We start from the raw sequence: 15845 nt of genomic DNA, 5'->3' as shown, positions 1-15845 counted from the left end.
GGACCTGTGGGAGCGGCTTTAGCCGCGATGGGCTGCAAGGCAGCCCCAATGATTACAGCGCGGCTTAACTGAGTGGCATCAGCTTGTAGGCCCCAGCCAACGGAGTATCGACATGACCGAACTAACCCTCACCCCAGGCACCCTGACCCTGGCGCAACTGCGCGCCATCCACGCAGCTCCCGTGCGCTTGCAGCTCGATGCCAGCGCCGAGCAACCGATCAACGCCAGTGTCGCCTGCGTCGAGCAGATCCTGGCCGAAGACCGCACGGCCTATGGCATCAACACCGGTTTCGGCCTGCTGGCCTCGACGCGCATCGCCCACCACGACCTGGAAAACCTGCAGCGCTCGCTGGTGCTGTCGCACGCTGCCGGTATTGGTGCGCCGCTCGACGACGCCCTGGTCCGGCTGATCATGGTGCTCAAGATCAACAGCCTCAGCCGAGGTTTTTCGGGCATCCGCCGCGGTGTGATCGATGCGCTGATCGCGTTGGTCAATGCCGAGGTCTACCCGCACATTCCGCTCAAGGGTTCGGTCGGCGCGTCCGGTGACCTGGCGCCGCTGGCACACATGTCGCTGGTGCTGCTGGGTGAAGGCAAGGCGCGCTATCGAGGGCAGTGGCTGCAAGCCCGCGAAGCGCTCGCGGTTGCGGGGCTCGAACCGCTGACCCTGGCCGCCAAGGAGGGCCTGGCGCTGCTCAACGGTACCCAGGCGTCCACCGCCTACGCCCTGCGTGGGCTGTTCCAGGCCGAGGATGTGTTCGCGGCGGCGATCGTCTGCGGCGGGCTGACGGTAGAGGCCGTGCTGGGTTCGCGTTCGCCGTTCGACGCACGGGTGCACGCCGTGCGCGGCCAGCGCGGGCAGATCGATGCCGCCGCCTGCCTGCGTGCGGTGCTGGGCGAGAGCAGCGAGGTGTCGCAGTCGCACAAGCACTGCGGCAAGGTCCAGGACCCGTATTCGCTGCGCTGCCAGCCGCAGGTCATGGGCGCCTGCCTGACCCAGTTGCGCCAGGCCGCCGAGGTGCTGGGTATCGAGGCCAACGCCGTCTCGGACAACCCGCTGGTGTTCGCTGCCGAGGGCGACGTGATTTCCGGGGGCAACTTCCACGCCGAGCCGGTGGCCATGGCCGCCGACAACCTGGCCCTGGCGATCGCCGAGATCGGCGCGCTCAGTGAACGGCGCATCTCGCTGATGATGGACAAGCACATGTCGCAGCTGCCGCCGTTCCTGGTGGAAAACGGCGGGGTCAACTCAGGCTTCATGATCGCCCAGGTCACCGCCGCTGCACTGGCCAGTGAGAACAAGGCGCTGTCCCACCCGCACAGCGTCGACAGCCTGCCCACCTCGGCCAACCAGGAAGACCACGTGTCGATGGCCCCGGCCGCCGGCAAGCGGCTGTGGGAAATGGCCGAGAACACCCGGGGCGTGGTCGCCATCGAATGGCTCGGCGCCTGCCAGGGCCTGGACCTGCGCGAAGGGCTGAAAACCTCGGCCACACTCGAACAGGCCCGGCAGCTGCTGCGCCGCGAGGTGCCGCACTACGACCGCGATCGGTTCTTTGCCCCCGACATCGAAGCCGCCGTCGACCTGCTCGCCGATGGCGCCTTGAGCGGGCTGCTGCCACGCGGCGTACTGCCCAGCCTGTAACCCCTGCGGGGCTGCATGCCAGCCCCGTTTCGCTTCACGACCAGAACAATAATCCAGACAACAAGGGACGTGACATGCAACACGCTAAGGGTCTCACTCGCGGTCTGTCTTCGCGCCACATCCGTTTCATGGCACTCGGCTCGGCCATCGGCACCGGGCTGTTCTACGGCTCGGCCTCGGCCATCCAGATGGCGGGCCCCGCCGTGCTGCTGGCCTACCTGATCGGCGGCGCGGCAGTCTTCATGGTGATGCGTGCGCTGGGCGAGATGGCCGTGCGCAATCCGGTCGCCGGCTCCTTCGGGCAGTACGCCAGCACCTACCTCGGGCCGCTGGCCGGCTTCGTGCTCGGCTGGACCTACGCCTTCGAGATGATCATCGTCTGCATTGCCGACGTGACGGCCTTCGGGATCTACATGGGCTTCTGGTTCCCTGACGTGCCGCGCTGGATCTGGGTGCTGGGCATCGTGTTCCTGATCGGTGGTCTGAACCTGTGCAACGTCAAGGTGTTCGGCGAAATGGAGTTCTGGCTGTCACTGCTCAAGGTCGGTGCCATCGTGGCGATGATCATTGCCGGGCTGAGCATCATGGCCTTCGGCTTCGGCCAGGTCGGCGCAGGCGGCGTGGGTGTGGACAACCTGTTCGCCCATGGCGGCTTCATGCCCAACGGCGTCAGCGGCCTGATCGCCTCGTTCGCCGTGGTGATGTTCGCCTTCGGCGGCATCGAGATCATCGGCATCACCGCCGGCGAGGCGAAAGACCCGCACCGGGTCATCCCCAAGGCCATCAACGCCGTGCCGCTGCGCATCCTGCTGTTCTATATCCTCACCCTGTTCGTGCTGATGTGCCTGTACCCATGGCCGCAGATCGGCAGCCAGGGCAGCCCGTTCGTGCAGATCTTCAGCAACCTCGGCATCGGCTCGGCGGCGGCGGTGCTGAACATCGTGGTGATCTCGGCCGCGATTTCGGCGATCAACAGCGACATCTTCGGCGCCGGCCGCATGATGTTCGGCCTGGCCCAGCAAGGCCAGGCGCCCCGTGGCTTTGCGCGGTTGTCGCAGCAGGGTGTGCCGTGGCTGACGGTGCTGGTGATGGGCGTGGCACTGCTGCTGGGTGTGCTGCTCAACTACCTGATCCCGGAAAACGTGTTCCTGCTGATCGCCTCCATTGCCACCTTCGCCACGGTCTGGGTGTGGCTGATGATCCTGGTCACCCAGGTCGCGATGCGCCGGCAGATGAGCCGTGACGAGGTCGCCGCGCTGAAATTCCCGGTGCCGTTCTGGCCCTATGGCCCGGCCCTGGCAATCGCCTTCATGGTGTTCATCTTCGTCGTGCTCGGCTACTTCCCTGACACGCGCACGGCGCTGCTGGTCGGGGTGGTCTGGGTCGCATTCCTGCTGGCCTCGTACCTGCTCTGGTGCAGGCCGCGCGGTGGCAGTGGCGAACCGTTGCGCGAGCCTGCCGAACTGCACCGCTGAACCCTACCCGCGAGGCGCGCCGTTGAATCAGGTCGGTGCGCCACGCTGCGGGATCAACCCGCTGAACACGGAGCTGCTGATGAACACTCTCTGGCACCACTGCCATGCCGCAACCCTGGTCGATGGCCGTTACGCGATCATCGAAGACGCGGCGATCATCACCCGCGCCGGCCTGATCGAGTGGATCGGCCCGCGCGCGCAACGGCCCGTCGGGCCCTGTGAACGTCAGGTCGATCTGCAAGGCGCCTGGGTCACGCCCGGGCTGATCGACTGCCACACCCATGCGGTGTTTGCCGGCACTCGCAGCGGCGAGTTCGAGCAGCGCCTGCAAGGGGTCGGCTACGCCGAGATCGCCGCCCAGGGTGGCGGTATCGCCAGCACCGTGCGGGCCACCCGCGCGGCCAGCGAAGAGGCCTTGTATGCCAGCGCGCTGCCCCGCGTGCAGGCGCTGCTGCGCGACGGCGTCACCACGCTGGAGATCAAGTCCGGCTACGGCCTGGACCTTGCCAGCGAACGCAAGATGCTGCGCGTGGCGCGGCAGCTGGGCGAGCAGTTGCCGGTCACGGTACGCACCACCTGCCTGGCCGCCCACGCCCTGCCGCCGGAATTTGCCGGGCGGGCGGATGATTACATCACCCAGGTCTGCGAGGTCATGCTCGCGCCGCTGGTCGAAGAAGGGCTGGTGGATGCGGTGGACGCCTTCTGCGAGCACCTGGCGTTTTCCCCTGCGCAGGTCGAGCGGGTGTTCATCAAGGCGCGGGCGCTGGGGGTGCCGATCAAGCTGCACGCCGAGCAGTTGTCGTCGCTGCACGGTTCGAGCCTGGCGGCACGCTACCAGGCGTTGTCGGCCGATCACCTGGAGTTCATGACCGAGCAGGACGCCATTGCCATGGCCGCCGCCGGCACGGTCGCGGTACTGCTGCCGGGGGCTTTCTACTTTCTGCGCGAAACCCAGTTGCCGCCGGTCGATGCCTTGCGTCGGCACGGGGTGAGGATCGCCCTGGCCAGCGACCTCAACCCTGGCACCTCACCCGCGTTGTCGCTGCGCCTGATGATGAACATGGGCTGCACCCTGTTCCACCTGACCCCGGAAGAAGCCCTGGCCGGGGTGACCCTGAATGCCGCCAGGGCGCTGGGCATGGGCCACAGCCATGGCTCGCTGGAAGCCGGCAAGGTGGCCGATTTCGTCGCCTGGCAGATCGAGCGCCCAGCCGACCTGGCTTACTGGCTAGGCGGCGACCTGCCCAAACGCGTGGTACGCCACGGCATTGAACGTACGAGCTGAGCGAAACGACATGGACAACGCAGTGAGCTTTCACCCAGGCAGCGTGCCGCTGCTGATCAGCATGCCCCACGCCGGCCTGAAGCTGACCCCGGAGGTGCGCGACGGCCTGGTCGAAGCCGCGCGCGGCCTGCCCGACACCGACTGGCATATCCCGCAGCTCTATGACCTTGCCCATGAGCTGGGCGCCAGCGTGCTGGCAGGGCAGTACTCGCGGTTCGTCATCGACCTGAACCGCCCGGAGGACGATGCACCGCTGTACGCCGGTGCCACCACTGGCCTGTATCCGGCCACGCTGTTTGACGGGACGCCGCTGTTCAAGGCAGGGCAGGTGCCGACGGCCGAGGCGCGCCAGCGCTACCTGGCGCAGATCTGGCGCCCTTACCACCGAGCGCTAGCCGATGAGCTGGCCCGTCTGCGGGCCGAATTCGGCTATGCGCTGTTGTGGGATGCGCACTCGATCCGCTCGGTCATCCCGCACCTGTTCGAGGGCCGGCTCCCGGACTTCAACCTGGGCACCTTCAACGGCGCCAGTTGCGCCGAGGCACTGGCCGAGCGGCTGCGTGGCATCTGTGCCCAGGCGCAGGGCTATACACACGCGCTCAATGGCCGTTTCAAGGGTGGGCACATCACGCGCCACTACGGCGATCCGGCTCAGCACGTTCACGCCGTGCAACTGGAGCTGGCCCAACGCAACTACATGCAGGAGGCGGCGCCGTTCGCGTACTGCGAGGCGCTTGCCCAGCCCACGCAGGAGGTGCTGCGGCAGTTGCTGGAGGCCATGCTGACATGGGGCCGGGCGCGCTACTCGCGCTGAATGCCCGGACCCCGCAGGATCGTCACCGCTGAGGCTGGGGTGACGAACGCTGGCTAGCGTGGGTGGCGGTCATGGGGCAGGAGCAGGGTCATGGCCATGCCGTTGCGCTCGAGACGTTCGCGAACGTCTTCATCCAGTGGATTACCGTTGAGTGCGATGCGCGTTGTTGGCTGATCCACCACGGCGAGGTCGAGCAGGGCGTCTGGCAGCCGGCTGATGCGGTTGTCGCTCAGGTCAAGGTTCTGCGTCGGCATGACGTTGGCCAGCCAATCAGGCCACGCGGCCAAGCCTGTGTTGTTCAACGCGAGGTTGGCCAGACGCTGATCGACCTGAAACGGTCCGCGCAAATCCGGGCTCAGGGTGTTGTCGGACAGGTCCAGTGATTCCAGCACAGGCAGGCGCAACAACCTGCCCAGGGCGTCGTCATCGATCACCAGGCCCTGATTGACCAGCTCCAGCTCGGTCAGCAGGGGCAGCTCGGACAGGGCGGCAGGTAGCGTACCGAGCGACTGCAGATTGCCGAGCACGGCCAAGGTGGTGAGCTGCGGGAAGCGCCGCAGGAACGCGTCGAGCTGGGCCGAGGACGCATTGAGCTCTTCGAGAATGAGATGGTCCACGTGCCGCGAGAAGAATCCTGGCAGCACGGGTGGGAAGTGTTCGAGCGTCAGCCCGCTCAGCTGCAGAGGCCCGGTGTCCAGGTCACGCACGCGGCCCTCCCAGTGTTCGCTGAGTTCCCGCACCACGGCGGCTCGCGTTGCAACGGTTTCGCCGTCTTGCAGCGGGCTGGCGAACCACTGGTCCAGGCTCTCGCGCAGTTCTGCACGCTGACGGGTCAGCAGCTGTAGCGGTAATTGCACCGCGGGTGTCAGCGCCAGCTGGAACCTGAAACGGCGAGGCAGGCCGTCTTCGCTGAAGGCCAGGTGCAGCATCTGCTGTGCATCCAGCGGATTACCCTGGAGAGACACCAGGGTGGTACGACTGTTAAAGGTCTCGTTAAGCCGCAGGAAACGAGGTAGGTCGTCGAGCTGATTGCGCCCCAGCGACAGCCATTCCAGCTGCTCGATTGCAGCGGGGCTGAGCCAGACCGGCCAGCGTCTCAGGGCCATCTGCTCCAGGCCCAGATAGCGCAATTGCCCCAACCTCACTTGCCCAGGATTCGGCTGCTCGACCAGCGTGTTGCCGCTCAGGTCGAGCCAGCGCAGGTGTGGCAACGCGGCCAGGCGTTCGATCATCACGGCGTCCAGCACGATGCCCTGGTTGACGATCCTCAGCTCCAGCAGATCGGGTAGGCGCGCGACGATCAGCCCCAGGCTGTGCTGAAACGCTGATGGTCCGGTGTTCCAGTCGGCGGGGCGTTCGATGATCAGCTGCTCGAGGTGCGGAACCTGTTGCAGCACGGCGTCCAGATGCGATTCGAGCTGAGCCGGTTCCAGGTTCTGCGCCAGCGAGTCGTCCAGCCAGACATCGATCAGGTGCAAGCGTCGTACGCTGGCGAGCAAGGCTGCGGGCAGCTGTTGTGGAAACTCGGCGATGAAGGTCCTGTTGATCGACAGTGCCGGGTTCCAGTCACCGACCTCCGGTACCACGCTGTTGATCCAGTGCCGCCACAAGGCGATTTCGATCATGTCCCGGCTGTAGGCGCGTGCCTCCGGATCACGGACTCGGCCGGGCTCGTCGCGCCATTGCAGCAGACTGCTCTCCAGTTCGAGAGCGCTGTCGATCGGCAGCTCGGCAATGCGTGCCGTGATCTGCTCATGGTTGAGCGGCAGTTCAGCGAGCATTCGCAGGATCTCGTTGCTGATCGCAGGTTGCAGACCGCGCTCCTGAAGCTGGCGCAGGTGGCGGTTCAGGGCACCCAGCCGGCCGAGGTCATGCTGCAGGGGCTTGGGCGACGGCGTCGGGCTGAGCGGATAGCCGTAGCGGCCTTCGGCCAGGCGCATGGGCGAGACGAACGTGCGGCGCTGCATGCCCAGTTTCAGCCGCAGCTCATCGCGTGACACGGCTGGCGCCTGGCGTAGCTGCTCACGTAGCGTGCCCGGCGCGCTGCCGAGCAGCTGTTCCAGCGCAGCGAAGATCGAGTCATGCACGGGAAGCAGGGCGCTGTCAGGGAAGGGGGCCGAGAGGGTGTAGCCGGTCGCATGGCGGGTCAGCTGTCGGGTGCGCCTGGCATCGGCCGGGCCGACACTGTCCAGCAGCCTGCGCTCACCTTGGCCCTCGTACAGCGCCAGGCGCAGATCAGTGGGCCAGTGATCCAGACGTTGCGCGGCGTTGAGCACCAGCACGTCCGTGTCGCGGCCGCCTGCGGCCTGCAGATACAGCCCCTCGTAGGCGCGGTTGAGCCGCAGTTGCTGCTGATACACGCGCACTTCTTCGCCCAGGCGCAGCGGGACCTTGCCGGCGTCGAGGGTGAGCCGCTCGGTTTCACTCAGGTTGCGCAGCAGCTCGTCGATGACCACCTGCGGCAACTGCGGGTAGACGCGCTGGAGCACAGGTGCACCGGGGCGATCGCTTGTCGGCAGCGACTGGTAACGCCGCTGGAACGCCGCACTGCGCGCGGCCTTGGACGCGGTCGGCAGCTCGTCGAGCACCTGTCGGTCCAGGGTCAGGCGTTGCAGGGCATCTTCCAGCAGAGCGGGCGCCCGCTCGCTGTGGCTCAAGGCTCTGCGCAGCACGCTTTCATTGATGCCAGACGCCTTGAGCAGGTCGGCGGCGCTGGCATCGTCCAGACCTGCGTAGCCTTGGCCAAAGCGGCGAAGCAGGTAGGCGCCTTGCCATTGCTGTGGGTCGTCCAGCGGGGTCAGCCAGGCGCCTGCGCCGTTCGAGCGCAGGGGCGGGCGGTAGCTCAGCGCCTGAGCAGGGTGCGTCACATGGTGCTCACCGCTTGCGGGGTTCTGCTCGATGGCATAAAGGCTGCCGTCCAGCGGCAGCCAGGTTTTGCCGGCGTGGTGGTACAGGCCGAACTCGTCTGGCGTGAGCCCGGCTGGCAGCACGATGTCGTGGGCGAAAGGGGCGAGATCGGGTCGCCACAGGCGCTGGCTGCCGTCCGGCAAGATCACCGCGTGCAGTTCCTCGATGAACGAAGGCGTTTCCACGGGAACGCGTTCCTGTGCAGCGACGGCGCCGGCTTCACCCTCAAGGGCGCCAAGGGCCGTCACCAGTGCGATGTTTTGCGCCACGTCGAGCAGGTAGCCCATGGCCTGCTCACGCTCATCGGCCGCCCAGCTGGCCAGGCCTTCGAACGTTTCGTAACCGAGCTGCGCCATGCTGAAGGCCAGCATCGGCAGGCGCAGCGCAGGAATGAAGAACGAGCCGATGTTCAGCGCCGTCAGGCCGAGCTGGAGAAAGTAGGCCTGGCGCTGTTCCGCCGTCTTCCTGTCTTCCAGAGCCGTGGGGACCGCGTGGAACAGGGCATCATCATGCAGGCGCTGTTGTCGCTGGCTGACCAGCGTGTCGAGAAAGGCGTCGGTGAAGGGCGTCAGGCGCAGCGACACGCGTGCGTCTGGGTCGGGGGTGCGAACGGTGAGGGTGCCGGTCGGGTCCAGGCGCAGTGGGGTCAGGGTGTCTTGCAGCGCGTTCAGGAAACGCTGCTGGTGTCGATCCGGGATCAGTGGCAGGTGTTCGGACGGGCTGAAGGCTTTGAGTACCTGCAGCAGAAATGCCTCGGCACTGGCGCGTGAGGTGTGCACCGTCAGAGGCTGGGTGGTGCCTGGCAGGTAGATGACCAGCCAGCCGGCATAGGGAAAGTCCGCCGGTGGGAATCTGCCCGCAGCTGGCGCGGGGGATGCGATGCCAAAGGTGACGGCACCGGTCAATCGGGCATGCAGCAAGGTCATGTGCGAGCACAGCACAGGTTTGCCGTCGTACTGCGCCTGGCCAAGGGTCGCGAGGTCGAGCAGCGCGGTGTAGGTGGCCGAGTCGATGGCGCCTTGCAGATGGGCCATGTGCGCATGCAGGCGAAACTTCGACTGCTCGGCTCGGCGCAGAATCGTGCGGCTGTCTTGCGGGCTGTTTTCAGGGGTCTGAGGTGTGAAGATCGATTCGATCAACGCCTGGTAGTTGCCGCCGATATCCAGCTGGCGGACCAGGGCTGCAAACGCGTGCGGGTCGATGTCGACAGGTTCCGCGTCAGAGGCCGGCGAGACATCGGCATTGTTCAGTATCAATGAAGGCTCTGGCGTGCCGCGCAGGCCCTCGATGTCCAGACCGCCCGGCTGCGCTTCGCCCGCTTCGAAGTTCTGCAGGGCGCTGTGCAGCAGTGACTGGGTCGCCAGCTTCAGAGCGCGCTGGGTCAACACGAACGGGTCCTCGCTGGCGTTGATGAATCCACTGCTGGCCGCGCGGTAGGCCTCGGCTTTGCGCCGGTTGAGCAGGTAGGTGGCGCTGACGTTCACCGCGAAGCCGAAACGCTGTTCGAGTGCAGGTTCGAGTAGCTGCCGCGCGTAGTCCTGCAGCTCTGGCAGCGGCGCCAGCAACGTGCGCAGGTCGGCTTCGGCCACCTGGTACTCGCTGTAGGTGTCGGCCAGCGCGCGGGCGATCTGCGGGGCATTCTGGCAGGCGGTTTCGATCCACGGTTCACGCCTGTCGAATGTGCTGCGCAGTGCCACCTGCGTGCGTGCATCGGCACCGATGAGCCAGTTCGGCAACCTGTCGTGGAGGAAGGTCTGATGACGCAGGACGGGAAGGCTGGGCGTCGAGGGCGGGGTCGCAGGATTCATGTCGGGGCCTCTTCAGTGAAAGACGCCGATGCTATTGGGCGCTTTCAATACCCGGTCCATAACATGATCCCTACAGACACATGCTCAAAGTGCAATTCGGGTTTATGATGGCCCACGGTCGAATAATCCCCACACGGAGTGCGCAATGCAGACCCTGTACCCGCAGATCAAACCCTACGCCCGGCACGATCTGGCCGTGGATGCGCCACATGTGCTGTACGTCGATGAAAGCGGCTCGCCCGAAGGCCTGCCGGTGCTGTTCATCCACGGTGGGCCGGGCGCGGGATGCGATGCCCAGAGTCGCTGCTATTTCGACCCCAACCTGTACCGCATCGTCACCTTTGACCAGCGCGGCTGCGGCCGCTCCACGCCGCACGCCAGCCTGGAGAACAACACCACCTGGGACCTGGTGGCCGACATGGAGCGCATCCGTGAGCACCTGGGGATCGACAAGTGGGTGCTGTTCGGCGGCTCGTGGGGCTCGACCCTGGCGCTGGCCTACGCCCAGACCCACCCCGAGCGGGTGCACGGGCTGATCCTGCGCGGCATCTTTCTGTGCCGCCCGCAGGAAATCCAGTGGTTCTACCAGGAAGGCGCGAGCCGCCTGTTCCCCGATTACTGGCAAGACTATGTGGCGCCGATCCCGGCTGAAGAGCGCGGCGACCTGGTCAAGGCCTTCCACAAGCGCCTGACCGGCAACGACCAGATCGCCCAGATGCATGCCGCGAAGGCCTGGTCCACCTGGGAAGGACGTACCGCCACGCTGCGACCCAACCCGCTGGTGGTGGACCGCTTCTCCGAGCCGCAGCGTGCGTTGTCGATCGCCCGGATCGAATGCCACTACTTCATGAACGATGCCTTCCTGGAACCCGACCAGCTGATCCGTGACGTGCCGAAGATCGCCCACCTGCCGGCGGTGATCGTGCATGGCCGCTATGACGTGATCTGCCCGCTGGACAACGCCTGGGCCTTGCACCAGGCCTGGCCGAACAGTGAACTGAAAGTGATCCGCGACGCCGGCCATGCCGCTTCCGAGCCGGGCATCACCGATGCCCTGGTGCGCGCGGCCGAGCAAATGGCCCGCCGTCTGCTCGACCTGCCCTTGGAAGAAGCGTGAAAGGCCTGCTGCAGCGGGTTCGTGAGGCACGCGTCGAGGTCGATGGGCAGACCGTCGGCGCCGTCGGGCAAGGGTTGATGGTGTTGGTCGCAGTGGAGCCGAACGATACCCGCGAGCACGCTGACAAACTGCTGCACAAGCTGCTCAACTACCGGGTGTTCAGCGATCCGCACGGCAAGATGAACCTGTCCCTCAAGGACATTGCCGGCGGCCTGCTGCTGGTCTCGCAGTTCACCCTCGCTGCCGACACCCGCAGCGGCCTGCGCCCGGGCTTCTCCACCGCCGCGCCGCCGGCGCTGGCAGTGGAACTGTTCGACTACCTGGTGCAACAGGCGCGGGCTCAACACGAGGGCGTGGCAACCGGGCAGTTTGGTGCCGACATGCAGGTTCACCTGGTCAACGATGGCCCTGTGACATTCATGTTACAAATCTGATGGCCCAAACCCTTCGTTTATAGGCTGGCGGGGGGTATTTACGTATAAATAGTTCAGTCGGCCTGATGCGTTGTAACGCGGGCTGCTAGATAATCGCGCGCTATGTGAGCCTGCATTCGCAGGCTGGTTTGACTTTCACTCGAGTACTGTCTGGCGCCGTTTGGGGAATCATTGAGCCCTTACGGGGTCGGAACAGTGCTCGCCAACCCGGCAATTGTCGCTGGCCGTTGGTTTCATGATCTGTTTTCGGCGAGGGTTGCTCGTGATCGTAAGTCCCTGTAGTTCACCAAGAAGTTCCAGCAAACGGTTGCGCCAGGTCGTCATGGCGGGTGCAGCGTTGGTCGGCCTCATGAGCGCCGGTCAGCTGTGGGCATTCAACCTTGATGATGTCGCGACCAAGGCGAAGGATCTGGCCGGTCAGAAGTTCGAAGCACCGAAGAGCAATCTGCCGGCGGTGTTCCGTGACATGAAGTTCGCTGATTACCAGAAGATCCGCTTCCTCCAGGAAAAGGCCGAGTGGAGCGCCGACAAGACGCCCTTCAAGCTGTCGTTCTATCACCAGGGCATGCACTTCGACACGCCGGTGAAGATCAACGAAGTGACGGCCAGCAAGGTCGAGGAAATCAAGTACGACCCGAGCCGCTTCGACTTCGGTGACGTGCCGCACGATGCCAAGTCCACCGAGAACCTGGGCTACGCCGGCTTCCGCGTGCTCTACCCGATCAACAAGGCCGACAAGCAGGATGAAATCATGACCCTGCTCGGTGCCAGCTACTTCCGCGTGGTCGGCAAGGGCCAGGCCTATGGCCTGTCGGCCCGTGGTCTGGCGCTGGATACCGCATTGCCCTCGGGCGAAGAATTCCCGCGCTTCACCGAGTTCTGGGTCGAGAAGCCCAAGGCCACCGACAAGCACCTGGTGATCTACGCGCTGCTCGATTCGCCGCGCTCCACCGGTGCCTACAAGCTGACCTTGCGCCCCGGCACCGATACCGTGGTCGACGTCAAGTCGCGCGTGTTCCTGCGTGACCAGGTCACCCGCCTGGGCATCGCGCCGCTGACCAGCATGTACCTGTTCGGCCCTAACCAGCCGTCCAAGACCCTGAACTACCGCCCTGCACTGCATGACTCCGAAGGCCTGTCGATCCATGGCGGCAACGGTGAGTGGCTGTGGCGCCCACTGAACAACCCCAAGCACCTGGCCGTGAGCAACTTCAGCGTGGAAAACCCGCGCGGCTTTGGCCTGATGCAGCGTCATCGCGACTTCAAGGACTACGAAGACCTCGACGACAACTATCAAAAGCGTCCAAGCGCCTGGATCGAGCCCCAAGGCGACTGGGGCAAAGGCACCGTCGACCTCGTCGAGATTCCGACTGCCGATGAAACCAACGACAACATCGTGGCGTTCTGGAGCCCGGAGCAGCGTCCGGAAGCTGGCAAGTCGCTGGACTATGACTACCGCCTGCACTTCACCATGGATGAGCCGAAGTTCCAGCCGCAAGACCTGGGCGCGGTCAACCAGACCCTGCGTTCGACCGGTGACGTCAAGCAATCCAACCTGATTCGCCAGCCTGACGGCAGCGTTGCCTTCCTGGTCGATTTCACCGGCCCGGCACTGGCCGCGTTGCCCGAAGACAGCGCTGTACGCAGCCAGGTCAGCGTGGGCGACAACGCCGAAGTGGTCGAGAACAACCTGCGCTACAACCCGGAAACCAAGGGCTGGCGCCTGACCCTGCGGTTGAAGGTCAAGGAAGGTAACAAGTCCACCGAAATGCGGGCTTTGCTGGTGCGCGACGTGCCGGTCGAGGCGCCCAAGCCTGCTAAAGACGCCAAGCCTGCCAAGGCCACTGGCAAGCAAGCCAAGGCTGCCGAGCAACCTGCTGCCGAAACAGCAGCCACTCCCGAGGCGCCGGCCACCACTGAAAAAGTGCTGACCGAGACCTGGACCTATCAGTTGCCTGCCGATGAGTAATCCGAACGCGACACCGGTCCCGCTGGCCGAGTACCTGGCGCACCTGCCGCTGAGTGACGCGCAGCGGGCAGAGCTGGCGAGCTGCACCTCGTTCAGTGAGCTGCACCAACGCCTGGCGGCACAACCTGCCGGCGCGCCTGGCGAGGCCGTGCAGGCCTCGGTCGGCGCGCCTGCCGGTGAACCGCCAGTCGATGAACGACGCCGCCGAGCTGGAAGACGCCGAGATGCTCGGCGTCGATGGCAACGGTCGGCTGAGTTTGAAGATTGCGCCACCGATCAAGCGCACGCGGGTTCTGCCCGAGCCCTGGCGCACCAATATCCTGGTGCGCATCTGGCGCCGCCTGACCGGCCGTACCAACGCGCCGCAGCCGCCCAAACGCGAACTGCCGGTCGCGCGCTGGCGCACGGTCGGCTCGATCCGCCGCTACATCCTGCTGACCCTGATGATCGGCCAGACCCTCGTGGCTGGCTGGTACATGAAGGGCATCCTGCCGTACCAGGGCTGGTCGTTCGTCGACCTCGACGAGGTCACCTCGCAGCCGATCTGGGACACGGTCGTGCAGGTGTGGCCCTATGCATTGCAGACCTCGATCCTGATCCTGTTCGGCATCCTCTTCTGCTGGGTGTCGGCGGGCTTCTGGACCGCGCTGATGGGCTTCCTGGAGCTGCTCACCGGGCGCGACAAGTACAGGATTTCCGGCAGCAGTGCCGGCAATGAGCCGATCGCCAGCGATGCGCGCACGGCCATCGTCATGCCGATCTGCAACGAAGACGTGCCGCGGGTGTTCGCCGGTTTGCGCGCCACCTTCGAGTCAGTGGCGGCCACGGGCAACCTCGACCGCTTCGACTTCTTCGTGCTCAGCGACACCAACGACACCGACATCGCCGTGGCCGAGCAGCAGGCGTGGCTGGAAGTCTGCCGCGAGGCCAAGGGCTTCGGGCACATCTTCTACCGCCGCCGTCGTCGTCGGGTGAAACGCAAGAGCGGCAACCTCGACGACTTCTGCCGTCGCTGGGGCGGTGAATACAAGTACATGGTCGTGCTCGACGCCGACAGCGTGATGAGCGGCGAATGCCTGACCAGCCTGGTACGCCTGATGGAGGCCAATCCGGATGCCGGCATCATTCAGTCGGCGCCACGTGCCTCGGGCATGGACACGCTGTATGCCCGCATGCAGCAGTTCGCCACCCGTGTGTACGGGCCGTTGTTCACCGCCGGCCTGCACTTCTGGCAGCTGGGCGAATCGCACTACTGGGGGCATAACGCGATCATCCGCATGAAGCCCTTCATCGAGCACTGCGCCCTGGCGCCGTTGCCGGGCAAGGGTGCTTTCGCCGGGGCGATCCTGTCGCACGACTTCGTTGAAGCGGCGCTGATGCGCCGTGCCGGCTGGGGGGTGTGGATCGCCTACGACCTGCCCGGCAGCTATGAAGAACTGCCGCCCAACCTGCTCGATGAGCTCAAGCGCGACCGGCGCTGGTGCCACGGCAACCTGATGAACTTCCGTCTGTTCCTGGTCAAGGGCATGCACCCGGTGCACCGCGCGGTGTTCCTGACCGGCGTGATGTCGTACCTGTCGGCGCCGCTGTGGTTCTTCTTCCTGGTGTTGTCCACCGCCTTGCTGGCGACCAACACGCTGATGGAGCCGCAGTACTTCCTCGAGCCGTTCCAGCTGTACCCGTTGTGGCCGCAATGGCACCCGGAGAAGGCCATCGCGCTGTTCTCCACCACCGTGGTGCTGCTGTTCCTGCCCAAGCTGCTCAGCGTCATTCTGATCTGGGCCAAGGGCTCGGTCGGCTTTGGCGGGCGGATCAAGGTCACCTTGTCGATGCTGATGGAGATGCTCTTCTCCATGCTCCTGGCACCGGTGCGGATGATCTTCCACACCCGCTTCGTGCTGGCCGCATTCCTGGGCTGGGCCGCGACCTGGAACTCGCCACAGCGTGACGATGACTCCACCCCCTGGAGCGAGGCGGTCCGCCGCCATGGCCCGCAAACCCTGCTCGGCTTTGCCTGGGCCGGGCTGGTGGCCTGGCTCAACCCGAGCTTCCTGTGGTGGCTGGCGCCGATCGTGGGTTCGCTGGTGTTGTCGATTCCGGTGTCGGTGATCTCCAGCCGCGTGCACCTGGGCCTGCGTGCCAAGGACGAGAAGCTGTTCCTCATCCCTGAGGAATACGCCACGCCGCAGGAACTGCTCGCCACGGATCAGTACGCCCATGAAAACCGCTGGCATGCCCTGCGCGACGGCTTCGTCCGCGCGGTGGTCGACCCTCGCCAGAACGCCCTGGCGTGCGCCATGGGTACGGCGCGCCACGGTCAGGCTGCGGCGATCGAGCAACTGCGCGGTGAGCGTATCGCCAAGGCGCTGGACGCCGGCCCGGACGGCATCG

The 15845-nt window shown here is 65.5% G+C and carries 8 protein-coding genes and 1 pseudogene; 8 read left to right on the top strand and 1 reads right to left on the bottom strand.

What is annotated here, in order from left to right:
- Positions 1 to 112 precede the first annotated feature (112 nt).
- The 4 genes from hutH to hutG all read left to right on the top strand — a co-directional run bounded on the left by hutH (position 113) and on the right by hutG (position 5219).
- Positions 113 to 1645 (top strand): histidine ammonia-lyase, encoded by a 1533-nt coding sequence (hutH, locus tag RT028_RS16550; protein ID WP_312936197.1) that lies wholly within the window; start codon positions 113 to 115, stop codon positions 1643 to 1645.
- 74 nt (positions 1646 to 1719) lie between these two features.
- Positions 1720 to 3120: an amino acid permease gene (locus tag RT028_RS16545; protein WP_312936196.1), complete on the top strand. Its 1401-nt coding sequence runs from the start codon at positions 1720 to 1722 to the stop codon at positions 3118 to 3120.
- Positions 3121 to 3199: 79 nt separating this feature from the next.
- Positions 3200 to 4405: an imidazolonepropionase gene (gene hutI / locus RT028_RS16540; RefSeq protein ID WP_312936195.1), complete on the top strand. Its 1206-nt coding sequence runs from the start codon at positions 3200 to 3202 to the stop codon at positions 4403 to 4405.
- A gap of 10 nt (positions 4406 to 4415) precedes the next feature.
- A complete protein-coding gene (hutG, locus tag RT028_RS16535) occupies positions 4416 to 5219 on the top strand; it encodes an N-formylglutamate deformylase (protein WP_312936194.1) in 804 nt (267 codons plus the stop codon).
- Between the two features lie 53 nt (positions 5220 to 5272).
- On the opposite strand, the gene RT028_RS16530 is transcribed toward hutG, so the two are convergent.
- Positions 5273 to 9934 carry a dermonecrotic toxin domain-containing protein gene (locus tag RT028_RS16530; RefSeq protein ID WP_312936193.1) on the bottom strand — a complete coding sequence of 1554 codons (4662 nt, stop codon included), beginning with the start codon at positions 9932 to 9934 and terminating at the stop codon, positions 5273 to 5275.
- 145 nt (positions 9935 to 10079) lie between these two features.
- Between RT028_RS16530 and pip the strand changes: the two genes are divergently transcribed.
- From pip to mdoH, 4 genes and pseudogenes are all read left to right on the top strand, one after another.
- Positions 10080 to 11051 (top strand): prolyl aminopeptidase, encoded by a 972-nt coding sequence (gene pip / locus RT028_RS16525; RefSeq protein ID WP_312936192.1) that lies wholly within the window; start codon positions 10080 to 10082, stop codon positions 11049 to 11051.
- A complete protein-coding gene (dtd, locus tag RT028_RS16520; RefSeq protein WP_312936191.1) occupies positions 11048 to 11485 on the top strand; it encodes a D-aminoacyl-tRNA deacylase in 438 nt (145 codons plus the stop codon). The genes pip and dtd overlap by 4 nt, the downstream gene beginning before the upstream one ends.
- A gap of 262 nt (positions 11486 to 11747) precedes the next feature.
- Positions 11748 to 13454 (top strand): glucan biosynthesis protein G, encoded by a 1707-nt coding sequence (locus RT028_RS16515; protein WP_409567281.1) that lies wholly within the window; start codon positions 11748 to 11750, stop codon positions 13452 to 13454.
- Positions 13447 to 15845: pseudogene (mdoH, locus tag RT028_RS16510) on the top strand (glucans biosynthesis glucosyltransferase MdoH); the annotation flags it as partial. The gene RT028_RS16515 and the pseudogene mdoH, both read left to right, overlap by 8 nt.

Source organism: Pseudomonas sp., from assembly GCF_032058845.1.
Classification (GTDB): Bacteria; Pseudomonadota; Gammaproteobacteria; order Pseudomonadales; family Pseudomonadaceae; genus Aquipseudomonas.
This window is presented reverse-complemented; position numbering and strand designations above follow the sequence as displayed.